Below are 22,930 nucleotides of genomic sequence, written 5' to 3' on the forward strand. Positions count from 1 at the left end.
ATGGGCAAGCTGAACGAGGAAGAGGCGTACCTGGTCGAGACGGTGCGCGCCTTCATCGACCGCGACGTGAAGCCGACGGTGCAGGCGGTGGAACACGCCAACGAGTACCCCGAGAAGTGGATCGAGCAGATGAAGCAGATCGGGATCTACGGTCTGGCGGTTCCGGAGGAGTACGGCGGATCGCCGGTGTCGATGCCCTGTTACGCGCAGGTGACCCAGGAACTGGCCCGGGGGTGGATGAGCCTGGCCGGGGCGATGGGCGGGCACACCGTCGTCGCGAAGCTGCTGTCGCTGTACGGCACCGAGGAGCAGAAGCAGCGGTACCTGCCGAAGATGGCGACCGGTGAGATCCGGGCCACGATGGCGTTGACCGAGCCCGGCGGCGGGTCGGATCTGCAGGCGATGTCCACCAATGCCAAGACCGACGGCGACGACCTGGTGATCACCGGTTCGAAGACGTGGATCTCCAACGCGCGGCGGTCCGGCCTGATCGCGCTGCTGTGCAAGACCGACCCGCAGGCGAGCCCCAAGCACAAGGGCATCTCGATCGTCCTGGTCGAGCACGGTCCCGGTCTGACGGTGTCGCGGGATCTGCCCAAGCTCGGCTACAAGGGCGTCGAGACCTGTGAGTTGTCGTTCGACAACTACCGGATCTCGTCGGACGCGGTCCTGGGCGGCACCCCGGGCAAGGGGTTCGCGCAGATGATGAAGGGCCTCGAGACCGGACGCATCCAGGTGGCCTGCCGGGCCCTCGGTGTGGCGACGGCGGCGCTCGAGGATTCCCTCGCGTATGCGCAGCAGCGGGAGAGTTTCGGGAAGCCGATCTGGAAGCACCAGTCGATCGGCAACTATCTCGCGGACATGGCGACCAAGTTGACGGCCGCCCGGCAGTTGACCTGGCACGCGGCCGAGCAGTACGACAGCGGCGACCGGTGTGACATGGAGGCCGGGATGGCCAAGCTGTACGCGTCCGAGGTGGCGATGGACATCGCGCTCAACGCGGTCCGGATCCACGGTGGCTACGGTTATTCCACCGAGTACGACGTCGAGCGGTACTTCCGCGACGCCCCGCTGATGATCGTCGGCGAGGGCACCAACGAGATCCAGCGCAACGTCATCGTCTCGCAACTCGTGTCGCGGGGCGGTCTGTAGTCCGGCGACCTGCACGTAGGATCGGTGCGCGATGAACGGTAGGGAACGAGAACGAGAGACGGAGCCGGCGTACCAGCTGGTGTCGAAGCAGCTCCGTGAACACATAGCCGCGGGCAAGTACCGCGGTGGCATCAAGCTCCCCACCGAATTCGAGCTCGCGGAACAGCACGGCGTGAGCCGGCAGACCGTGCGACGCGCATTCCAGGACCTGGTAGCCGAGGGCATCGTCTACCGGGTCCCGGGCCGGGGGACGTTCGCAGCGGAGTCCGACGGCCGATACCTGCGTCAGCTGGGGTCGATCGAGGATCTGATGAATCTGTCCACGGACACCACCATGGAGGTGGTCTCCCCCCTGCGCCGCCGGGTCGACATCGAGGCGGCGAGCAGGCTCCGCCTCGACACCGACCTCGTCCACACGGTCGTGTTCCGGCGACGCCACGACGACACCCCGTTCGTGCTGACCACCGTGTACCTTCCCGACGAGATCGCCCGGCTCGTCGTCGACGCGCCCGAGATGTCCGAGGGCGCCGTCAGCGCGTACACGATCATCGGTCTGCTGGAGCCGCACCTGCGGAGCCCCATCGTGGAGGCGGCGCAATCGATCACGGTCGCACCCGCCCCCGCGGACGTGGCCCGCGAACTCGGCTGCCCCGAGGGTCATTCGATGCTGCGGGTGGACCGCCTCTATTCCGATTCGGAGGGACGGACCGTCGAGTTGGCGGTCAGCTACTTCCTGCCCGAGCACTACACCTATCGCGTGACCCTGCGACGCGGCGGACGCTGACCGTCCGCGTCTTCGTCGCCTGAATCCGGCTAGGCGGGCAGATTCTCGCGTGCCCAGGCCGTCAGGGCGTTCAGGGACGGCAGGAGCGCCCGGCCCGCCGGCGTGAGTTCGTACGCGACCGAGACCGGTGGGCCCTCCTCCACCGAGCGCAGCACGAGACCGGCCGAGGCCAGTTCGGCGAGCCGGTCGGACAGCACCGAATCGCTGATTCCGCCCACTCCGCGGCGTAACTCCGAGAACGTGGACGGTCCCTCCATCAGCACGCCCAGGATCACGCCGTTCCAGCGCTTGCCGAGAAACGTGAAGGCGCGTGCGAGTGCCGCGTCGCAGGCACGGGGTTCGTGCGTCACTTCGCCGTCGTCAGCCATGCCTCCACCCTAGCAACGGTGCTAGCATCGACCCTGCAACTAGTATTTTCGAAGTAACAAGCAGAAAGGGAGTCGATGACTCACGCAATCACTGCAGGTACAGGGCTCGACGAGGCAGCACGGGCGCTGCTCTACACAGAGGCGCGCACCGCCAACAGCTTCGCTCCGACTCCGGTGAGCGACGAGGAACTCGCGCAGATCTGGGAACTCGCGCGCTGGGCGCCCACGGCGGCCAACACGCAGCCGCTCCGGGTCCTGTTCGTGCGCACCGACGAGGGCCGCGCTCGTCTGGTGGAGCACATGAACGAGGGGAACAAGGCGAAGACCGCGTCGGCGCCTGCCGTCGCCGTCCTCGCGGTCGACCCACGTTTCCACGATCACATCCCGGCGCTGCTGCCGTTCCGTCCCGAACTCCGCGACGTGTTCGAGGCGAACGAGCCGATGCGCAAGCAGACCGGGGACTTCAACGCCGCCCTCCAGGCCGGCTACTTCATCCTCGCCGTGCGGTCGCTGGGTCTGGCGGCCGGACCGATGGCCGGATTCGACGCCGACGGGCTCGACAAGGAGTTCTTCCCCGACGGACAGTGGCACTCGACCCTCGTCGTCAACATCGGCCACCCGGGCGAGAACCCGTGGTTCGACCGGCTGCCCAGACTCGACCCGGAGGAATCCGTCTCCTGGGCTTGACGATCCACACCTATGTGTCGGCGGGCGCGGTGCCCGGCCTCCAGCTGCCGAACTGCTCCACCACGTCCCACAGGGGGTCGGTGGGACCGATGTCGTACGTGCAGTCGGCGGGCCGGGGGTCGGGCACGAACGCCCACAGGAGCGCCCCCGCGGCACCCGCATCCCGCTGCCCCTGGAGCTTGGCGGCGATGTGCGTCGCCCGGTCCGTGAGGGTGGCGCACGATCCGGCGAGTTCGCCGATCTCGCCGACCAGGAGCGGTTTGCCCAGTGCCGCAGCCTGATCGAGGCGCCGGGCGAGGCCGTTCCACTGATCGCCGGGCAGTGGAACGCCGTCGGCACCGTAGTCGTGGTACTGCACGACGTCGACGTACGGTGAGGCCGAGACGAATTGGTACTCGTCGCCCTGGGTTCCGCACTGGCCACCACCGGTGAATCCCGCCGTGATCAGGGTGCGCGGATCACGGGCGCGCACCTCGGCGCTCGCGGCGTCGAAGAAATCGCGCAGCACCTGCGCCGCGCCCGGCTCGCACGAGCGCGTCCACCACGAGCAGTCGGCGTCCGTGCACGTACTGGTCTCCGGCTCCCCGACGAGTTCCCACGCCGCGAGCGACGGCGAACCCTTGAACCGGTCGACCGCCGTGCGCGTCCAGTCCTGGAAGCTCATCAGCGTGCGGGGAGCGCCCGGTGTCATCGACTTCCAGCCGTCCACATACCACTGCCTGCCCTTGAACACTCCGTCCTCGCACGCCCCGTCCTGAGGTGCGAGGACCGGGATCAGCATCTGGTCGTGTGCCTCGGCCGCAGCGAATACGGCGTCCATCGGCCCGAAGTCCAATTGTCCGGTGAACCGGTTGATCGCGAGCGCCTGGAAGAGGTCGAACCGGGTCAGCGAATGCGGCGGCAGCGAGGAGAAGTAGGCGTCGAGGTCGACCATGGCGCCGCACCCCCAGTTCACCGACCAGTTGGTGGCCAGCTGGTAGGCGTTGAACCCGGTCGGCCACCACGGCTGCCCGTCGAGCGCGAACCCGTCGGACGAGGCCGTGACCCGGGCTCCCGGCGCCGGAGCCGCAGCCGACACGGAACCACCTCCCAACGCCGTCGATGCGACCGTCGCGATCACCGCCGCGATCATCGCGATACGGGATTCCCTCATGGATGAATAGTAGAGACCGGTCGGTACCGATTGGCGTCCGATCGGCACCTCGAGCGACCGTCCAGTCACTCTGCCAGGGGACGACGCCTCGAACTTCACCCCCTCGACCCGATAGTGTGCACGGCGGGGGCAAGCGCACGTGATCACCGAGAATTCGCAGAGGTTTACATTGTCGAGTCCCGAAAACGACGCCGAGCTCGCAGGCCGCGTCCAGCGCCTGCTGCAGTTCCTGCGTGAGATCGTCAGGGCTCGCACGAAGCCGGTTCTCCGCGTCGACCAGCACGAACAGGCCGAATGGCTGCATCAGGACGGCCGCACGATCCAACTCGATTCCGCCGCCGCGCAGGGTGACATCGTCCTGCGCGTGCCCCTCATCGGCGTCGAGGATCCACCGGAACTGCCCACGGTCCTTGCCGGCTGGGTGGACGCGTCGGCCCGCTCCGACAGTTCGCGTTCCGATCTCGAACTGAACGCGTCCGACGCCTACGCCGAGGACTCCGACGAGGAATACGACGTGCGCCGCGCGTACGACGTCCGGCAGGCTTTCGACGCCTACGTCCCGCGCTGGCAGGCGTGGGCCAAGGCGGACCGGGAGCGTCGCCCGCACGCCGATCTGTACCAGTCGTTGCAGCGGATGCTGCAGGAACTGAACGCCCGACCCGAGTCGATCGAACTCGTTCTCGCGTCCGGTCTGCTGACCCTGGCGGGCGCCGGTCCGGACGGCGGCGTCCAGACCCACCTGGTCACCCAGTCCGCGAGCATCCACCGCGACCCCCGCACCGGCGACCTGCTGGTGCGGCTGATCGCCGGCTCCCAGCCCCGGCTCGAGGACTCCCAGCTGTTCACCGGACTGGACGTCTACGACAGCGCGCACGCGATGCCGCTGCAGAAACAACTGCAGGACACCGCCGCGTCGCCGCTGAGCGACGGCGTGCGCACACTGCTCGCGGAGTGGGCGCCGAAATCGCTGATGACCCCCGTCACGGTGCGGGACGGCGTCCGGCCGCCCGACGCCGACGCCGACGGCACCCTCACACTGTCGCCGGCCCTGGTGCTGCGGAAGCGCAGCGCGTTCGCCCTGGTCGAGTATTACGAGCAGATGATCTCCCACCTCGACCGCGACGGCGCGACCGTTCCGCTGGGACTGGCGCAGCTGGTCGAGGCAATCGAACCGGCAGACCGGCTGTCGTGGTTCGAGCGCACCGGCGCCGCCACCTCGTCGACGCTCGCCGAAGACCCCCTCTTCCCGCTTCCGGCCAACGCCGAGCAGTCGCAGATCATCGAGCGGCTCGGCGGCGACAGCGGAGTGGTGGTCGAGGGCCCGCCCGGCACGGGCAAGACCCACACGATCGCCAACCTGGTGTCGGCGCTGCTCGCGCGCGGTCAGCGGGTACTCGTCACGAGCGAGAAGGCGCAGGCGCTCCGGGTGCTGAGGGACAAGCTCCCGCCCGAGATGCAGGAACTGTGCGTCTCCATCACCGACCTGTCCCGCGGCGGCTCCGACGAGCTCACCCGCAGCGTCGCGACGATCGCCGAACGGAAGTCGTCGTTCAACCCGCACAGCGAGGGCCAGAAGATCGCCGACCTCCGTGCGCAGCGGGACGAGGCCGTGCAGAAGCGGGCCGTCGTGCTCGAGCAGGTGAAGGCGCTGCGCGAGTCCGAGACCTACCTCCACGACGCCGTCGCGGACGGTTACGAGGGCACCGCCGCCACCATCGTCCGCAAGGTCATGGGCCTGCAGGACGCTTTCGAGTGGCTTCCCGGTCCGCTGCTGTCCGAGCAGCCGCCCCTCACCGGCACCGAGGTCGAGACGCTACGCCGGCTGTGCGTGACGGCGTCCCCCGAGCGGGCGCAACGCTCCCGGCAGACGCTTCCCGCACTCGACCCCCTGCTGCCCAACCGCGCCGAACTCGAACGGCTCTGCTCGCGGGCCTCGACCAGCGTCCCCATCGACACCCCGCAGTCGGCGCATCTGCTCGAGGTCCTCGGTGGCGTCGACCCCGAGACCGCGTACACCGTTCGCCGGCACTGCAAGGAACTGCAGGCCCGGGCTCACGACGTCCTCGACCTGGACGGTCAGTTCCAGAGCCTCGCCGACACGGTCCTCTCCGGCCGGGCGACGCACCTGTGGGGTCGTCTGGACGCTCTGCCCGCGATCGTCGAGGCGGCCGCTGCCGCCGACCGCTACATCGGTGCGCACGACGTCAAGTGCGCCGTCATGACCCGACCCGCCCTGCAGGCGGTGGGTGCACTCGCCGTCGCGATGGAATCCGGCGCCGTCGAGTGGAAGGCGCGCTTCCGTCGCAGCGAGGAACAGAAGGCCGTCGAGGAACTCGGCCTCGACGCCACCGTCGACGGGGCACCGGCCACGACCGCCGCCACGGTTCGGCTCGTGACCGAGCACCTGCGCGCCCACGACGCGGCGCAGACCGCCGCCACCCTGCTGGCAGATCTTCGGATTCCGGTGGACATGAACGGTTCCCGTGCCGTCCAGGTCGACAGCCTCAACATGATCGTCGGCCGGGTCGCCCGGGTGCGCGCCCTGCTCGTCGCCCGCGACGCGCTGGCCCGCGAACTGTTCGCGCTGTCCCCGAACGCCCCGCGGATCCGTAGCCTCGCGGACGCCGTCGCGGTGGCCGGGGCCGCAGAGGCGATCACCACCCGCGCCGATGTGGACAGTGCCCGTGCGGAACTCGACGCCATCGTCTCGGCCGTCTCCACCGAGGTCGACGCGGGACCGTCGCCGGAAGGCACCGCCCTGGTTGCGGCGCTCGATCAGGCCGACAACGCGGCACTCTCGGATGCCCTCGGCCGCTACGCGATCGCCCGCGTCGAGCAGCAGGATCAGCGGCTCTTCGACGAACTGTCCGACAAACTCTCACCCGTCGCCCCGGCACTGTACGAATTGGTGCGCAGGACGGCGGCGCTCACCGAGTGGGACGAGATGAGCTGGCAGATGGCGGAGGCCTGGGCGTGGCGCCGTGCCCGCCAATGGGTCACCGAGCAGCACCGTGCCGGTCGCGAACAGGAACTGGAAGCCGAACTCAACGCCGTCGACGCGGACCTCGCGCACCTGACGGCGCGGCTCGCGGCGGCCACCGCCTGGCGCGACTGCCTCGAACATCTGACGGCGGATCAGGTCCGGGCCCTGCAGACGTACCGCGAGCACATCTCGAGCATCGGGGCAGGTGCCGGGAAGTACGCCGAGAAGTACCGCAGCGCGGCACGATCCGCGATGGGCGAGGCACAGGGCGCCGTCCCCGCGTGGGTGATGCCGCTGCAACAGGTGCTCGCGTCCATCCCGCCCGTGCCGGGCAGCTTCGACGTCGTCATCGTCGACGAGGCGAGCCAGGCCGACATCACCAACCTGTTCCTGCTGTGGCTGGCGCCGCGGGTGATCGTCGTCGGCGACGACAAGCAGTGCGCACCCGCCGACATCCCCACCACCGGCACCCTCGACGACGTATTCACCCGGCTGGACGCCTACCTGCCGGACCTTCCCGAGTACGTCCAGGCCACGCTCACGCCGCGGTCGAGCCTGTTCTCGATCCTGCGCACGAGCTTCGGGCAGGTGGTCCGGCTCCGCGAGCACTTCCGCTCGATGCCCGAGATCATCAACTGGTCCAGCACCCAGTTCTACGGCGAACTGCCGCTGATCCCGGTGCGGCAGTTCGGCGCGGACCGGCTTCCGCCGCTGAAACATACGTACGTATCCGACGCCACCGTGTCGGGCAAGGACTCGACGCTGACCAACCACGTCGAGGCCGCCGCCCTCGTCGACCAGCTCATCGAATGCCTCGTCGACCCCCGCTACGACGGGAAGACGTTCGGAATCGTCGTGCTGCAGGGGCAGTCCCAGGTCGACGCCATCCGGACCGAGCTCGTCAAACGCATCGGCATCGAACAGTGGGAGCAGCGGCGACTGCGGGTCGGGACGCCGCCCGACTTCCAGGGCGACGAACGGAGCGTCGTCTTCCTGTCGATGGTCGTGGGACCCGAGCAGAACTTCGCACCGTTGACGGCGAACCAGTACAAGCGACGGTTCAACGTCGCGGCCTCACGGGCGCAGGATCAGCTGTGGCTGTTCCACTCCGTCACCGTCGACGAACTGAAGCGGGCCGACCTGCGTAACTCCCTGCTCAGCTACATGATGTCGACGTCGCCGGCACCGGCGGATCCCATGCCGCAGGATGTCGACCGCGACGTCCGGATCCCGCCGTTCGACAATCTGCTCGAGCAGCGGGTGTTCAACGACATCGCCGAACGCGGCTATCACGTCAATTCCCAAGTCGAGGTGAATAATCGGCGTATCGACCTTGTCGTCACCGGCGGCACCATGAGACTCGCCGTCGAATGCGACGGCGACGCGTTCTCGACCACCCCGGAACAGCGGATCGCGGACCTCGAACGCGAGCAGGAACTCAAACGGTGCGGCTGGACGTTCTGGCGCGTCCGCGAGTCGGAGTACTACCTCGACCCGAAGACTGCCCTGTCGAGTCTGTGGGACACGCTGGACAACCTGGGCATCGCGCCGCACGCGGTGGATCACGCGATCGCCATCGAGTCGGCCGCCACCGAGCGGGCGGCGCGCGACGCCGCTGCCGCGTCCGAGCGCGGAAAGCACGCGGCCCCCGTCACCTGACCCGTGAGTACTTGTTAACCGCGGGCGGTTAACCCTGGATCCACCGATGTGGTGTCGGGGTAGGTGAGTCGAAACGGCGAGATGCCCTTGCGTGCTGAAAGAATTGGACTTCTCACAGAACCAGTTCGATCGACACGAAGGGCATCTCTAGGGTGCAACTATCCCACACCCACCCGGTGACGGCCTCGGCGTTCGACGACCGCAATCTCCTCGCCGCGGCCGGACTGGTCCCGGTCCTGGGGTTGGCTCAGGACTGCGGCCTCGATGACCTGGCAGACGAGCATCTGACGCTGCCCACCGACAAGGGCGCACACGCGGGCCGGAAGGTGACCGCACTGGTAGCGGGCATGGTCGCCGGCGCCGACAGCATCGACGACATGGCGCTACTGCGGCACGGCGCCATGCCCACGGTATTCGACCGCCCGTACGCCCCGTCGACGCTGGGCTCCTTCCTGCGGACGTTCTCCTTCGGGCACGTCCGCCAACTCGACGCCGTCGCCGCCCGATTCCTGCAAGGCCTGGCCGAACGAACACCGCTGGTCGGTGGGCCCGAATCAGGTGGGCGGATCCTCGTCGACCTCGACGACACCATCGTCGAGGTGCACGGGCACGCCAAGCAGGGTTCGGGCTACGGATATACGGGGGTCCGGGGGTTGAACGCGCTGATCGCCACCGCCACCACCGACGGGCGGGCACCGGTGATCGTCGGCCAACGCCTGCGCCGCGGCGGCTGCGGATCCCCACGCGGGGCATCCCGGATGGTCAGCGACGCCCTCGCCACACTCGGCCGCCTGCGCCCGCAGCTGTCACCGGGGTCTGTGCTGGTGCGGGCCGACTCGGCCTTCTACGGGCACCCGACCGTGTCCGCGGCACTGCGCTCCGGCGCCGACGTCTCGGTCACGGTGCGGATGACCGCGACGGTGAAGGCGGCGATCGCCGCCATCGACGAGGATGCGTGGACCCCGATCGAATACACCGACGCCGTCTACGACGAACAGGCCGGCCGGTGGATCTCCCGCGCCGAGGTCGCCGAGATCGACTTCACCGCGTTCACCCGCCTCGCCTCCGAGCGGACACCGGGCCGGTTGGTGGTGCGCCGCATCCCCGACCTGCGGGAACACACCGATGGTCAGGGCACGTTGTTCGACGCCTGGCGGTTCCACGCGTTCTTCACCACCACCGACCCCGCCGTCCTGGACACCGTGGCCGCGGACAAGATCCACCGCGGGCACGCGATCATCGAGCAGGTCCACGCCGACCTGAAGAACTCCGCGCTCGCGCACCTGCCGTCGGGGCGGTTCGCCGCCAACAGTGCCTGGCTGGTGCTTGCGGTGATGGCGTTCAATCTCACCCGCGCCGCCGCCACCCTCACCGGGGCCCGCCTGGCCAAGGCGACGACCGCCACCATCCGCCGGACCCTGATCTCGGTCCCGGCGCGGATCGCGTCCTCGGCCCGCCGCCTCACCCTGCACCTGCCGCGGCGCTGGCCCTGGGAATCCGAATGGAACCAACTCTTCACCCACACCCGACATCGAAGACCCCAGGTCACCTAATCCGCCCGGCCACCCCCGGCCCCGACCCGAAAGACCCAGTGGAACAACCCGACACATCGGTCGGGCGATCACCCACACCCCTGACAGCCCATCAACGGCCACAACCGAACCCATCACCCGACCCGCCCCTATCGGTGGATCCAGGTTAACAAGTACTCACGGGCGCGAGGCGCGCAACACGTCCGATCTCCAGCGCCACCCAGACCGCACCGTCCGGCCCCACGGCGATCCCGTGTGGTTCCGAAGACGTTGTCGGCAAGTCGTATTCGGTGATGGCGCCGCCCGAGCCGATGTGCCCGATGCGGTTTGCGCCCCATTCGATGAACCAGCAACTGCCGTCGGGGTCGGCGATGATGGCGTGAGGTCGGGCCGAGCGGTCCGGGAGTGCGAACTCGTCGATCCGGCCGTGGACGGAGATCCGGCCGATCTGCCCGGCGCCGATCTCGACGAACCGCAGCGCGTCGTCGGTCCCGCGGGTGATCCCCACCGGTCCGGCGGCGGGAGTGGACAGAGAATGCACCACGATGTTGCCGTCGACGTCGATACGTCCGATTGCGTTCGCCTGGTTGAGCGTGAACCACAGGGCGTCGTCCGGGCCCGACGTGATGATCGTGGGCCCGCACTCCGCGGTGTCGAGCGGATACGTGGCGACTTCGCCGCCGACGGTGAGGCGGGCGATCCGTCCGGCGTGGACGAGCGTCAGCCACAGGGCCTGGTCGGGCCCGGCCGTGATCGCATACGGTCCCGACCTCTCGTCGCCGACAGCGAACCCCGTGAGTACTTGTTAACGTCCCGCGGTTAATAAGTACTCACGGGCGCGGCTGCGCACGACTGTCTCCGCGGAACTCCGCGATGACGTCGTCGCCGCGCCGGACGGTGACGTCGTAGATGCCGTTGCGCCCGTAGCGGGCCCGCTCCACGGCCTCGGCGACGAGGGTGTCGCCGAGGCGGGTGGCAGTCAGGAACCGGATGTCGGCGCGGGCGGCGACGGCGGGAGCGTCGTACCCGTTGCACGCCATCGCGAAGGCGGTGTCGGCGAGGGTGAACACGAACCCGCCGTGGGTGATGCCGTGGCCGTTGACCATGGTCTCACCCACGACCATCGACGCGACCGCGTGACCGGGGCTGAGCTCGAGGATCTCGATGCCGAGCGCTTGGGACGCATTGTCGGCCTCGAACATCTTCCGCGCGACACCGCATTCCGCGGATGCGTCGACAGTCATGGTTCTCCTACTGGTTGTAGACGGATTCTTCTTCTTGGACGTACATGGTGACGCCGCCGGTGGCGAAGTTGCGGACGTCCTTGCCCGCCTGCTTCATCTCCTCGGACTGCAACCCGGACTTCATGGTGTCGGCGTCGGGGAACACGAGGCTCGCCACCGCGTAGTACGGCGGCTGCCCGCCGTCGAGGGCGCTGCACTTGCCCCAGGTGAAGTCGGACAGTCCGGGGACTTTGCGGGCCAACGGCATGTGGGTGTCGCGGTAGTAGGCGTCGAACGCCTCGGGGTCATCGGGGTGGCCGTAGCAGACGGCGACCTTGAAGCTCATGCGTTTTCTCCTTTGGCGACGAGGGTGAGAACGTCGTACGTTGCGACGGGATCGCCGTCCTGGTTGACGACGACTGCATCCCAACGGACTTCACCGTAGTCCGCACTGCTGCGCGGGGTGATGAGCTTCGCGGTCAGCGTGACGGTGAGGCTGTCGTCGGCCTTGACGGGGGTGAGGAACCGGAGGTTGTCGACGCCGAAGTTGGCGAGGACGGGACCGGGATTCGGTTCGACGAACAGGCCGGCGGCGAGGGAGACGACGAGGTACCCGTGGGCCACGATGCCGCCGAACAGCGGGTTGGCGGCCGCGGCCTCGGGGTCGGTGTGGGCGTAGAACGTGTCGCCGGTGAACTCGGCGAAGTGGTCGATGTCGGCGAGGGTGACCTGGCGGGGGCCGCCGACGATGGTGTCGCCGATCCGCAACTGCGCGAGGTTCTTCCGGAACGGGTGAATGCCGTCGTCATTGCGCTGCGAACCGGTGACCCACTTGTTCCCGACCGCGGTCAGGATGTCCGGGGTGGCCTGGACCGCGGTGCGCTGCATGTGGTGCAGGATGCCGCGGATGCCGCCGAGTTCCTCGCCGCCGCCTGCGCGTCCGGGACCGCCGTGCACGAGGACGGGCAGGGGTGAACCGTGGCCGGTGGATTCCTTCGCGTCGTCGCGGTTGAGGACGAGGACGCGGCCGTGGAACGGGGCGAGGCCGAGCACGATGTCGCGGGCGAGTGCGGAATCGCGGGTGACGAGGGAGGCGACGAGGCTGCCCTTGCCGCGGGCGGCGAGTTCGACGACCTCGTCGGTGCTGTCGTATCCGATGACGGTGCTGACGGGACCGAAGGCCTCGATGTCGTGGGGTTCGGTGGCGTCCTTGTCGTCGGAACGCAGCAGGATCGGCGGCAGGAATGCGCCGGTCGCCTTGTCGGCGCCGACGACCTCGAAGTTCTCCGGGTCGCCGACCACGATCTGCGCCGACTTGGTCAGGCCGCGCAGCGATTTCAGGACCTCGTCGCGCTGCTCGAGGCTGGCGAGGGCGCCCATCGTGACGCCTTCGGCGTCGGGGTCGCCGACCACGACACGGGACAGCTGGGCCTTTGCCGCAGCGATGACGTCGTCCATCAACGCGGACGGCACGAGGGCGCGCCGGATGGCGGTGCACTTCTGGCCGGCCTTCACCGTCATCTCGGTGACGAGCTGTTTGACGTAGAGGTCGAATTCTTCGCTGCCGGGTTCGACGTCGGAGCCGAGGATCGATGCGTTGAGCGAGTCGGCCTCGGCGTTGAAGTGGACCCCCTCACCGACGACGTTCGGATGCGCCCGCAGGGTGGCCGCGGTGTCGGCGGATCCGGTGAATGCCACGGAGTCCTGCCCGCCGAGGTGGTCGAGCAGCCCGCGCGCGCTCCCCGACAGCAGCTGGACCGAACCCTCGGGCAGCAGCCCGGACTCGATGATGCGACGGAACACGAGCTCGGTGAGGTAGGCCGACTGGCTCGCGGGCTTGACGATCGACGGGACGCCGGCGATGAACGCGGGGGCGAGCTTCTCGAGGAAGCCCCACACCGGGAAGTTGAACGCGTTGATCTGGACGGCCACGCCGCGGCGGGAGGTGTAGACGTGCTGGCCGAGGAACGTTCCCTTCTTGCCCAGCTGCTCGAGCGCGCCGTCGAGGTAGACGGTGTCGTTGGGGAGTTCCCGCCTGGCCTTGCTGGCGTAGCTGAGGAGGGTGCCGAAGCCGCCGTCGATGTCGACGCCGGAGTCGCGCTTGGTGGCGCCGGTGGCCGTGGAGAGGGCGTAGAACTCGTCCTTGCCGGCCATGAGGGTGAGGGCGAGCGTCTTGAGGGCGGCGGCGCGCTCGTGGAAGGTCAGCTTCGCGAGCGCCGGTCCGCCCACCTCGCGGGCGTAGGTCACCATCTCGCCGAGGTCGAGTCCGGTCGCGGAGATGCGCGCCACCTCGGAGCCGTCGACCGCGCTCAGCAGCGGGGTTCCCTCGTCCGGCGCGGTGTACCAGCGTCCGGCGGCGTAGCTTTCCAGTAACTTGCTCACGACAACTCCATTTCACCGTACGTTCGGTCGGTTAACAGAATCGTCGCTTCTGCCGCTGGTTGTCAAGGGAGGATCGCAACTTTTCGTGCGCCACCTCCTCTTGCGTACCGACCGAAGATTCGGTTATTAATAGACGGCACCCCCGTGAAGGAGAAGACTGTGGCCGAAGTGTTTCTGGTGGACGGAGCCCGTACCCCGCAGGGTCGGTACGGCGGAGCGCTCGCAGGAGTGCGCCCCGACGACCTTGCCGGTCTCGTCGTGGCCGAGGCCGCCCGCCGGGCCGGGATCCCGGGCGACGCCGTCGACGAGGTGATCCTCGGTGCCGCCAACCAGGCCGGCGAGGACAACCGCGACGTCGCCCGCATGGCCGTGCTGCTCGCGGGCCTGCCCGACAGCGTTCCCGGCTACACGGTGAACCGGCTGTGCGCGAGCGGTCTGACCGCCGTCGCGTCGGCCGCGCACACCATCCGCAGCGGCGAGGCCGACATCGTGATCGCCGGCGGCGTCGAATCGATGACCCGCGCACCCTGGGTGATGGCCAAGCCCGGCACCCCGTGGGCACGCCCGGGAGAGGTGGCCGACACCTCGCTGGGCTGGCGCTTCACGAACCCGCGGTTCACCGCCGCCGACCGCGACGTTCCGGCCGGGGCAGGACCGGACGTCCGCAAGGTGACGCTGTCGATGGGCGAGACGGCCGAGGAGGTCGCCGCGCTCGAGGGCATCACCCGCGCCGAGAGCGACGCCTTCGCGCTCCGCAGCCAGGAGCGGGCGATCGCGGCGGTCGACGCCGGCCGGTTCGAGCGCGAGATCGTGCCCGTGCCGGTGCGCGACGGTGAGCTGACCGCCGACGAAACCCCGCGGCGGGGAACCACGCTGGAGAAGCTGGGTTCGCTGAAACCGGTGTTCCGCAAGGACGGCATCGTGACCGCCGGCTCGTCGTCGTCGCTCTCGGACGGCGCCGCGGCCCTGGTCGTCGCGAGCGAGGCGGCGGTGGAGAAGTACGGCCTGACCGTCCGCGGCCGCATCGTCACCAGCGCCAGCGCGGGCATCGCCCCCAACGTCATGGGTCTGGGCCCGGTCCCGGCCACCCGCAAGGCCCTCGCCCGCGCCAACTGGTCGATCTCCGACCTCGGCGCCGCCGAACTCAACGAGGCCTTCGCGGCGCAGTCGCTCGGTGTGATCCGGCAGTTGAAGCTCGACGAGTCGATCGTCAACGCGGACGGTGGCGCGATCGCACTCGGCCACCCACTGGGCTGCTCGGGTGCGCGCATCCTGCTGACGCTGCTCGGCCGGATGGAACGCGAAGGCGCCCGCCGCGGACTGGCCACGCTGTGCGTGGGCGTCGGCCAGGGCGTCGCGATGCTGATCGAGGCGCCGTGAACACACTGAAGATCGAGGACCGCGACGACCGCATGGTGGTCACGCTGCACCGTCCCGCGCAGCGCAATGCGATCAACGCGGAGATGATCGCCGAACTGCACGAGGTGTGCGCGTCGCTGGAGGCGACGCCGAAGCCGATGCTGCTGACCGGCGAGGGCGACCACTTCGCCGGCGGCGCCGACATCGCCGAACTGCGCGAGCGCGGCCGCGACGAGGCGTTCGCCGGCATCAACCGCAACCTGTTCGACCGTATCGCGAAGCTGCCGCTGCCCACCGTGGCCGCGGTGAGCGGGTACGCGCTCGGCGGCGGCGCCGAACTGTCCTACGCCTGCGACATCCGCATCGCCACCGAGACCGCGGTCTTCGGGAATCCGGAGCCGGGGCTGGGCATCATGGCCGCGGCCGGGGCCAGTTACCGGTTGCCGGAACTGGTCGGCAAGTCCGTCGCCAAGCAGGTCCTCCTCGGCGGCCGGAACCTCGACGCGCAGGACGCGCTGCGCAGCGGGCTCGTCATGAGTGTCGTCGCACCCGGCGAGCACATCGATGCTGCGCACAAGGTCATCGACCGCATCACACGTTCGGCGCCGCTGGCGCTCAAGCTCACGAAGATGATCGTCGACGCACCGGGCTCGCACCCGTTCGCCGACGACATCGCCCAGGCGGTGCTGTTCGAGAGCCGCGACAAACACGACCGCATGACCGCGTTTCTGGAGAAGAAGAGATGACGAGCACAGCACCGAAGAACGTCGGCGTGGTCGGCGGCGGCCGGATGGGCGCGGGCATCGCGCAGGTCTTCGCCACCCTCGGATCCACGGTCACCATCGCCGAGAGCGGCGACCGGCAGGCGGCCCTGAAGCGGGTGTCCGACGGACTCGACCGCGCGCACGAACGCGGCAAACTCGGCGACGTCGATCCCGCGACGATCCTCGCACGGGTGTCGACGGTGGCCGCCCCCGATGCGCTTCCGCCGGCCCTGGATCTGGTGGTCGAGGCGGTGCCCGAACTGGTGGACCTCAAGCTGTCCGTGCTCTCGCTCGTCGAGAAGACGGTCGACCCGTCGACGGTGATCGCCAGCAACACCAGCTCGATCTCCATCGCCGGCCTCGGGGCGGCGCTGAACGACCCGGCGCGGCTGATCGGCATGCACTTCTTCAATCCGGTTCCGGCGTCGACGCTCGTCGAGATCGTCCGCGCCCCCGCAACCGACGCCGGTGCCGTCGACCGGGTCCGGGAATGGGTCGCCCAGCTCGGCAAGACCGAGGTGCTGGTCAACGATTCCCCGGGCTTCGCGACCAGCCGACTCGGCGTGTGCCTCGGGCTCGAGGCGATCCGGATGCTCGAGGAAGGCGTCGCCGAGGCCGAGTCCATCGACCGGGCCATGGAACTGGGCTACCGCCACCCGATGGGGCCGCTGCGGTCCACCGATCTGGTCGGACTGGACGTCCGGCTCGCGATCGCCGAGCACCTCGCGAAGACGCTCGGCGACCGGTTCGCACCGCCCGCGCTGCTGCGCGAGAAGGTCGCCAACGGGGAACTCGGCCGGAAGACGGGCCAGGGGTTCTTCACCTGGTCCTGACGGGCCACGCACACCACAACCAGCAGGAGGCACATTCTCATGAGCACTGACGACGTGGTCGGACTTTCCGTGGATGCGGGACTGGCCACCATCACCCTGCGCCGCGCAGGCGCGTCCAACGCCCTGGACCGTGCGGTGAAGGAACAGTTGCTGGCGGCGGTGGAGAAGGTCGCCGCCGACGACAGCGTGCGTGCCCTGCTGCTGCAGGCGGAGGGGAAGAACTTTTGTGTCGGCCAGGACCTGGCCGAGCACGTCGCCGGGCTCGAGGCGGACGCCGCGCACGCGATGGACACCGTCGCCGAGCACTACAACCCGCTGGTCCGGGCGCTGGCCGGGGTTCGCGTCCCGGTCGTCGTCGCAGTCGGCGGTGCCTGTGTCGGGGCGGGGCTGGGCATCGCCCTGGCCGCCGACATCCGGATCGCCGGGGAGGGCGCCAAGTTCGCCACGGCGTTCACGGGGATCGCGCTGGCCGGTGACTCCGGGCTGAGTCACACCCTGGTGCAGGCGCTCGGAGCGAGCCGGGCGACCGGGCTGATGATGCTCGGCGACCGGTTCACGGCGGCGCAGGCGCTGGACTGGGGCCTGGTGCACCGGGTGGTGCCCGACGCCGAACTCGGGGACGCGGCCGCCGCGCTGGCGCGGAAGCTCGCGGACGGCCCGACGGCCGCGTATGCGCAGGTCAAGGCGCTGGTCTCGGCGGCGTCGAGCGGGCTGTCGGAGGCGCTCGAGCGGGAGCGCGAGGCCGCGGAGCAGCTCGGCCGGTCGAAGGATCACCGCAGCGCGGTCGACGCGTTCCTCGCCAAGCGCGCGCCGACCTTCGAAGGCCACTGACGTAATTCGGCTCCCGCCCTTGTGTGGGCGGGGGCTGACATGCATACTTGATACCAACCGATCATTCGGTAATAGAGGTAGGACATATGACCACGTCACACGCTCCCGATGAGCTGCAAGAGCTCTTCGATGACACCATCGCAGCCGACCAGAGGGTCGAGCCGAGGGACTGGATGCCCGACGGCTACCGCAAGACGCTGATCCGGCAGATCGCGCAGCACGCGCATTCGGAGATCATCGGCATGCAGCCGGAGGGCAACTGGCTCACCCGCGCGCCGTCGCTGCGTCGCAAGGCCATCCTCATGGCGAAGGTCCAGGACGAGGCCGGGCACGGCCTGTATCTGTACTCGGCGGCCGAGACGCTCGGCGCCGATCGCGCCGACCTCACCGAGAAGCTGATCGAAGGCAAGCAGAAGTACTCGTCGATCTTCAACTATCCGACGCTCACCTACGCCGATGTCGGCGTGATCGGCTGGCTCGTCGACGGCGCCGCGATCTGCAACCAGGTCCCGTTGTGCCGCAGCTCCTTCGGGCCGTACGCGCGGGCGATGATCCGGGTGTGCAAGGAGGAGTCGTTCCACCAGCGTCAGGGCTTCGAACTGCTGATGACGATGATGCGCGGCACCGACGCCCAGCGCGAGATGGTGCAGGAGTCGGTGAACCGCTGGTGGTGGCCGGCGCTGATGATGTTCGGACCGCCGGACGATCAGTCGCCCAATTCCGAGCAGTCCATGAAGTGGCGCATCAAGCGGCACACCAACGACGAACTCCGTCAGCGGTTCGTCGACATGTCCATCCCGCAGGCCGAGGTGCTCGGCGTGACGTTCCCGGATCCGGACCTGAAGTGGAACGCCGAGCGCGGCGCTCACGACTTCGGTGAGCCCGACTGGAGCGAGTTCATGCAGGTGATCAAGGGCAACGGCGCGTCGAGCGTCGAGCGCGTCGCCAACCGGCGGGCAGCACACGAGAACGGGGCGTGGGTGCGGGAGGCCGCGACTGCCTTCGCCCGCCGCGAGAGCAGCAAGGAGAACGCACGATGAGCACGGACGACAATGCAGTGCGCGCGGACTGGCCCCTGTACGAGGTGTTCCTGCGCGGCAAGCGCGGACTCAACCACGTCCACGTCGGATCCCTGCACGCCGCGGACGACGAGATGGCCGTCCGGCACGCCCGGGACGTCTACACCCGCCGCAACGAGGGCGTGAGCATCTGGGTGGTGCGGTCCAGTTCGATCGTGGCGTCCAGCCCGTCGGAGAAGGATCCCTACTTCGCGCCCAGCGGCGACAAGGTGTACCGGCACCCCACGTTCTACGAGATCCCCGACAACGTTCCCCACATGTGAGGCTGACGATGACCGACCACGACAATGCTTACGAAGGCCTCGTCGACGAAGACAGCCACGGCCAGTGGGCGTTCGGCACCAGCTTCGACGACCCGCTCGCCGGCGTCGACACCACGGTTCCGGAGGACGTCGACCTCTCCGCGCTGGCCGGCTACTGCCTGATGCTCGGTGACGATGCGCTGATCAGCTCGCAGCGTCTCGCCGAGTGGAGCACGCGCGCACCGGAACTCGAGGAGGAGGTCGCGCTCGCGAATGTCGGACTCGACCTGCTCGGTCAGGCGCGACTGCTGCTCGCCCGTGCGGCCGCGGCGGATGCGTCGGTCGTGCCGTTCATCTCGGACACGAGCCCGATTCCCGCCGAGGACGCGCTCGCGTTCTTCCGGGACGAGAACCGGTTCCGCAACACCCGGCTGGCCGAACTCGACAACGGCGACTTCGCCCAGTCGATCACGCGACTGCTGGTGTTCTCGACGTGGCGTCTCGCGCTGTTCGATCGTCTCCGCACGTCCCGGGATCCGGTGCTCGCCGCGGTCGCGGTGAAGGGCGTCAAGGAACTCACCTACCACCGCGACTACGCGGCCCGCTGGGTTGTGACGCTCGGCTGCGGCACGGAGGAGTCGAAGTCGCGGATGGTCGACGCCCTCGCCCGGGTGTGGCCGTACGTCGAGGAACTGTTCGCCCCGACCACCGAGGAGCTCGCGCTCGCACAGGTGGGTGTGGGGGTCGACCCGCGGGACGTGCGCGAGGAGTTCGATTCCGTGCTCGAGCAGGTGCTGCATGCCGCCGAGCTCACCGCACCGACCGGCCGGACCGTCGGCACCGTCGGCGGCCGGGCAGGCCGGCAGGGGCTGCACACCGAGACGCTCGGACTGCTGCTCGCCGAGATGCAGAGCGTGGCCCGCGCACATCCCGAAGGGGTGTGGTGACATGACCACGGCAGTGCGCAGCGACGCCCGCCGCCTCGCCGAATCGGTCCTCGACCCCGAGATGCCGATGCTCACGCTCGCCGATCTCGGTGTCCTGCGCGACGTCGAGGAACTCGCCGACGGCTCGGTGGTCGTGACCATCACCCCCACCTATTCCGGTTGCCCCGCCATGGCCACCATGCGGGACGACATCGAGCACACCCTGCAGGACGCGGGGTTCGGCAGCGTCGAGGTCCGGACCGTCCTGTCGCCGCCGTGGAGCACGGACTGGATCAGCGAGAACGGCAGGCGCAAGCTCCGCGAGAACGGCTACTCGACACCCGGTCCCGCGCCGCGACGCACCTCGGGTCCGGTGCCGTTGACGCTCATCGTCAAGCCGCGAGCCGTGGCATGCCCCAAGTGTCACTCGGCGAACACCCGGCTCGACTCGGAATTCGGGGCGACGCTGTGCAAGGCGCTCTACCGGTGCCTCGACTGCCTCGAACCCTTCGATCACGTGAAGGAAATCTGACCATGACCACAGCGATCTCCCCGAAACCCGGTGCGGCGTTGCGCAACAGGGCATTCCACACCCTGACCGTCGCCGACGTCGAATCCCTGTGCGACGACGCGGTCGCGGTCACGTTCGACGTTCCGGCCGAGCTCGCCGACGAGTTCGCGTTCGGTCCCGGACAGTCGCTCACGCTGCGGCGGACGATCGACGGCGTCGAACACCGGCGCTCGTACTCGATCTGCGCGCCTGCCGGTTCCGCGCCGCGGGTCGGTGTGCGCGAGGTGTCCGACGGTCTGTTCTCGACGTGGCTCGTGCGCGACGTCCGCCCCGGCGACCGGATCGAGGTGCAGGGCCCGAGCGGAACGTTCGTCGCCGACCCGGCGGCCGGCGGTCGCCACGTGCTGATCGCCGCCGGCTCGGGCATCACGCCGATGCTGTCGATCGCTGCATCGATGCTCGCGAATCCCGAGGCCGAAGTCGTTCTCCTGTACGGCAACCGGCGCACCCGCTCGGTGATGTTCGCCGAGGAGATCGCCGACCTCAAGGACACGTACGGGTCGCGTTTCGACGTGGTGCACGTGCTGTCCCGCGAACCCCGCGAGGTCGAGCTGTTCACCGGGCGACTCGACGCCGACCGGTTGCGTGCCCTCTTCACGTCCATCGTGCCGCTCGCCGACATCGACCACTTCTGGCTCTGCGGCCCGTTCGGGATGGTCACCGACGCCGAGACGGTTCTCGGTGAGCTGCAGATCGACAAGAGCCGCGTGCACCACGAACTGTTCTTCGTCGACGACGTCCCCCCGCCGATGGAAACCCACCGCGAACCCGGTGTCACCGGGCCGAGCAGCGAGGTGACCCTCGTCCTGGACGGTCGCTCGACCACCGCGACGTTGCCGCGGGACGAGTCGATCCTCGATGCCGCCGAGAAGTACCGCTCGGACCTTCCGTTCGCCTGCAAGGGCGGCGTCTGCGGAACGTGCCGCGCCAAGATCACGTGCGGTGACGTGGACATGCGCCGCAACTACGCGCTCGAGGACTACGAGGTCGACTCCGGCTTCGTGCTCACGTGCCAGACCTTCCCGGTCAGCGACGACGTGACCGTCGATTTCGACGCCTGACCATACCCAGCCCGCACACCCCGGAGACTAGAATGACCAGTATCGCCACCCCCTCGCAGGACATCGAGTTCGCCACGCGCGACCGGATCTCATCGCTGCAACTCGAACGCCTGCAGTGGTCACTTCTCCACGCGTACACCAACGTTCCGCATTATCGGAAGGCGTTCGACGACGCCGGTGTGCACCCGAGCGACCTGAAGGACCTGTCGGATCTGGCGAAGTTCCCGTTCACGGCGAAGGCTGACCTGCGGGCGAACTACCCGTTCGGGATGTTCGCGGTGCCGCAGGAGAAGGTCTCGCGCATCCACGCGTCGTCCGGGACCACCGGGCGACCGACGGTCGTCGGGTACACCACCGGCGACCTGAACAACTGGGCCGACCTGGTCGCGCGGAGCCTGCGGGCGGGTGGGGTGAAGCCGACGGACAAGGTGCACGTCGCGTACGGGTACGGCCTGTTCACCGGTGGTCTCGGCGCGCACTACGGTGCCGAGCGGCTGGGCTGCACGGTGATCCCGATGTCCGGCGGCATGACGGACCGCCAGATCCAGCTGATCGAGGACTTCGAGCCGGACGCGATCATGGTGACCCCGTCGTACATGCTCACGATCGTCGACGCGATGATCAAGAAGGGCATGGATCCGTCGAAGACGTCGCTGCGGACCGGTGTGTTCGGTGCGGAGCCGTGGACCGAGGAGATGCGCACCGAACTCGAGAAGCAGCTGAACATGGACGCCGTCGACATCTACGGCCTGTCCGAGGTGATGGGCCCGGGTGTCGCGATGGAATGCGTCGAGACGAAGGACGGCCTGCACATCTGGGAGGACCACTTCTACCCGGAGATCATCGACCCGGTCACCGGGGAGGTGCTGCCCGACGGTGAGGAGGGCGAGCTCGTCTTCACGTCCCTGACCAAGGAGGCCATGCCGATCATCCGGTACCGCACCCGCGACCTCACCCGGCTGCTGCCGGGGACGGCGCGGTCGGTGCGGCGGATGCAGAAGGTCACCGGACGCACCGACGACATGATCATCCTGCGCGGAGTGAATCTGTTCCCCACCCAGATCGAGGAACTGATCCTGGCGGTGCCGGCGCTGGCCCCGCAGTTCCAGTGCATCCTGGACCGCCCGGGCCGCATGGACGAGCTGACCGTGCGGGTGGAATCGCGCCCGGACTCCGCGATCGACGACCACGCGCGGGCCGCGGGTGAACTGCAGAAGCTGGTGAAGAATAGGATCGGCGTGAGCGTGAAGGTCGATGTCGTCGCTCCCGGCGACCTCGAACGCTCACTCGGTAAGGCACGTCGACTGATCGACAACCGCTCCGCTCTGTGAGGTGATCGAA

21 protein-coding genes are annotated in these 22,930 nt (G+C 68.8%); 15 read left to right on the forward strand and 6 right to left on the reverse strand.

Going from position 1 to position 22,930, the window contains the following annotated elements:
• Complete coding sequence (locus WKC72_RS08550) at window positions 1-1,152, forward strand: acyl-CoA dehydrogenase family protein (RefSeq protein ID WP_037231066.1); 1,152 nt, start codon at window positions 1-3, stop codon at window positions 1,150-1,152.
• A gap of 31 nt (window positions 1,153-1,183) precedes the next feature.
• Complete coding sequence (locus WKC72_RS08555; RefSeq protein ID WP_037231068.1) at window positions 1,184-1,936, forward strand: GntR family transcriptional regulator; 753 nt, start codon at window positions 1,184-1,186, stop codon at window positions 1,934-1,936.
• A 29-nt stretch (window positions 1,937-1,965) separates the two neighbouring features.
• Here WKC72_RS08555 and WKC72_RS08560 read toward each other — a convergent pair whose 3' ends face one another.
• Entirely contained in the window at window positions 1,966-2,304 is a 339-nt protein-coding gene (locus WKC72_RS08560; RefSeq protein WP_037231070.1) for a helix-turn-helix domain-containing protein, read from the reverse strand.
• A gap of 75 nt (window positions 2,305-2,379) precedes the next feature.
• Between WKC72_RS08560 and WKC72_RS08565 the strand changes: the two genes are divergently transcribed.
• Window positions 2,380-2,991: a malonic semialdehyde reductase gene (locus WKC72_RS08565; RefSeq protein WP_037231071.1), complete on the forward strand. Its 612-nt coding sequence runs from the start codon at window positions 2,380-2,382 to the stop codon at window positions 2,989-2,991.
• A 10-nt stretch (window positions 2,992-3,001) separates the two neighbouring features.
• Here WKC72_RS08565 and WKC72_RS08570 read toward each other — a convergent pair whose 3' ends face one another.
• Window positions 3,002-4,123, reverse strand: coding sequence for a beta-mannosidase (locus WKC72_RS08570; RefSeq protein WP_370184295.1), 1,122 nt, complete (start codon window positions 4,121-4,123; stop codon window positions 3,002-3,004).
• 190 nt (window positions 4,124-4,313) lie between these two features.
• Between WKC72_RS08570 and WKC72_RS08575 the strand changes: the two genes are divergently transcribed.
• Window positions 4,314-8,786: an AAA domain-containing protein gene (locus tag WKC72_RS08575; RefSeq protein ID WP_370182307.1), complete on the forward strand. Its 4,473-nt coding sequence runs from the start codon at window positions 4,314-4,316 to the stop codon at window positions 8,784-8,786.
• Between the two features lie 152 nt (window positions 8,787-8,938).
• On the forward strand, window positions 8,939-10,339 hold the full coding sequence (locus WKC72_RS08580; RefSeq protein WP_370180111.1) for an IS1380-like element ISRop1 family transposase: 1,401 nt from the start codon (window positions 8,939-8,941) through the stop codon (window positions 10,337-10,339).
• A gap of 145 nt (window positions 10,340-10,484) precedes the next feature.
• Here the strand turns inward: WKC72_RS08580 and WKC72_RS08585 are convergent, their stop codons facing one another.
• From WKC72_RS08585 to paaZ, 4 genes are all read right to left on the reverse strand, one after another.
• Complete coding sequence (locus tag WKC72_RS08585; RefSeq protein ID WP_370182308.1) at window positions 10,485-10,862, reverse strand: hypothetical protein; 378 nt, start codon at window positions 10,860-10,862, stop codon at window positions 10,485-10,487.
• A gap of 286 nt (window positions 10,863-11,148) precedes the next feature.
• Complete coding sequence (gene paaI, locus WKC72_RS08590) at window positions 11,149-11,562, reverse strand: hydroxyphenylacetyl-CoA thioesterase PaaI (RefSeq protein ID WP_370182309.1); 414 nt, start codon at window positions 11,560-11,562, stop codon at window positions 11,149-11,151.
• A 7-nt stretch (window positions 11,563-11,569) separates the two neighbouring features.
• A complete protein-coding gene (locus WKC72_RS08595) occupies window positions 11,570-11,887 on the reverse strand; it encodes an EthD family reductase (protein ID WP_037231074.1) in 318 nt (105 codons plus the stop codon).
• Window positions 11,884-13,923, reverse strand: a complete 2,040-nt coding sequence (gene paaZ, locus WKC72_RS08600) for a phenylacetic acid degradation bifunctional protein PaaZ (protein ID WP_370182310.1) — start codon at window positions 13,921-13,923, stop codon at window positions 11,884-11,886. Before paaZ ends, WKC72_RS08595 begins: the two co-directional genes overlap by 4 nt.
• Before the next feature lie 159 nt (window positions 13,924-14,082).
• Between paaZ and WKC72_RS08605 the strand changes: the two genes are divergently transcribed.
• The 10 genes from WKC72_RS08605 to paaK all read left to right on the forward strand — a co-directional run bounded on the left by WKC72_RS08605 (window position 14,083) and on the right by paaK (window position 22,920).
• Window positions 14,083-15,303 (forward strand): acetyl-CoA C-acyltransferase, encoded by a 1,221-nt coding sequence (locus WKC72_RS08605; RefSeq protein ID WP_370182311.1) that lies wholly within the window; start codon window positions 14,083-14,085, stop codon window positions 15,301-15,303.
• Window positions 15,300-16,028 carry an enoyl-CoA hydratase/isomerase family protein gene (locus WKC72_RS08610; protein ID WP_037231078.1) on the forward strand — a complete coding sequence of 243 codons (729 nt, stop codon included), beginning with the start codon at window positions 15,300-15,302 and terminating at the stop codon, window positions 16,026-16,028. Before WKC72_RS08605 ends, WKC72_RS08610 begins: the two co-directional genes overlap by 4 nt.
• Window positions 16,025-16,879, forward strand: coding sequence for a 3-hydroxyacyl-CoA dehydrogenase family protein (locus WKC72_RS08615; RefSeq protein ID WP_370182312.1), 855 nt, complete (start codon window positions 16,025-16,027; stop codon window positions 16,877-16,879). Before WKC72_RS08610 ends, WKC72_RS08615 begins: the two co-directional genes overlap by 4 nt.
• A gap of 39 nt (window positions 16,880-16,918) precedes the next feature.
• Window positions 16,919-17,710, forward strand: a complete 792-nt coding sequence (locus WKC72_RS08620) for an enoyl-CoA hydratase-related protein (protein ID WP_370182313.1) — start codon at window positions 16,919-16,921, stop codon at window positions 17,708-17,710.
• A gap of 86 nt (window positions 17,711-17,796) precedes the next feature.
• Window positions 17,797-18,750 carry a 1,2-phenylacetyl-CoA epoxidase subunit PaaA gene (gene paaA / locus WKC72_RS08625; protein WP_268789339.1) on the forward strand — a complete coding sequence of 318 codons (954 nt, stop codon included), beginning with the start codon at window positions 17,797-17,799 and terminating at the stop codon, window positions 18,748-18,750.
• Window positions 18,747-19,052 carry a 1,2-phenylacetyl-CoA epoxidase subunit PaaB gene (gene paaB / locus WKC72_RS08630; RefSeq protein ID WP_009475635.1) on the forward strand — a complete coding sequence of 102 codons (306 nt, stop codon included), beginning with the start codon at window positions 18,747-18,749 and terminating at the stop codon, window positions 19,050-19,052. The genes paaA and paaB overlap by 4 nt, the downstream gene beginning before the upstream one ends.
• A gap of 8 nt (window positions 19,053-19,060) precedes the next feature.
• The gene (paaC, locus tag WKC72_RS08635; protein ID WP_037231363.1) at window positions 19,061-19,978 is read left to right on the forward strand and encodes a 1,2-phenylacetyl-CoA epoxidase subunit PaaC; all 918 of its coding nucleotides are present in this window, start codon (window positions 19,061-19,063) and stop codon (window positions 19,976-19,978) included.
• A gap of 1 nt (window position 19,979) precedes the next feature.
• Window positions 19,980-20,489, forward strand: coding sequence for a 1,2-phenylacetyl-CoA epoxidase subunit PaaD (gene paaD / locus WKC72_RS08640; RefSeq protein WP_370182314.1), 510 nt, complete (start codon window positions 19,980-19,982; stop codon window positions 20,487-20,489).
• Window positions 20,490-20,491: 2 nt separating this feature from the next.
• Window positions 20,492-21,589 carry a 1,2-phenylacetyl-CoA epoxidase subunit PaaE gene (gene paaE / locus WKC72_RS08645; protein ID WP_037231087.1) on the forward strand — a complete coding sequence of 366 codons (1,098 nt, stop codon included), beginning with the start codon at window positions 20,492-20,494 and terminating at the stop codon, window positions 21,587-21,589.
• 32 nt (window positions 21,590-21,621) lie between these two features.
• The gene (gene paaK / locus WKC72_RS08650; RefSeq protein WP_037231089.1) at window positions 21,622-22,920 is read left to right on the forward strand and encodes a phenylacetate--CoA ligase PaaK; all 1,299 of its coding nucleotides are present in this window, start codon (window positions 21,622-21,624) and stop codon (window positions 22,918-22,920) included.
• Window positions 22,921-22,930 lie beyond the last annotated feature (10 nt).

Source organism: Rhodococcus wratislaviensis (assembly GCF_041228765.1).
GTDB lineage: Bacteria > Actinomycetota > Actinomycetes > Mycobacteriales > Mycobacteriaceae > Rhodococcus_F > Rhodococcus_F wratislaviensis.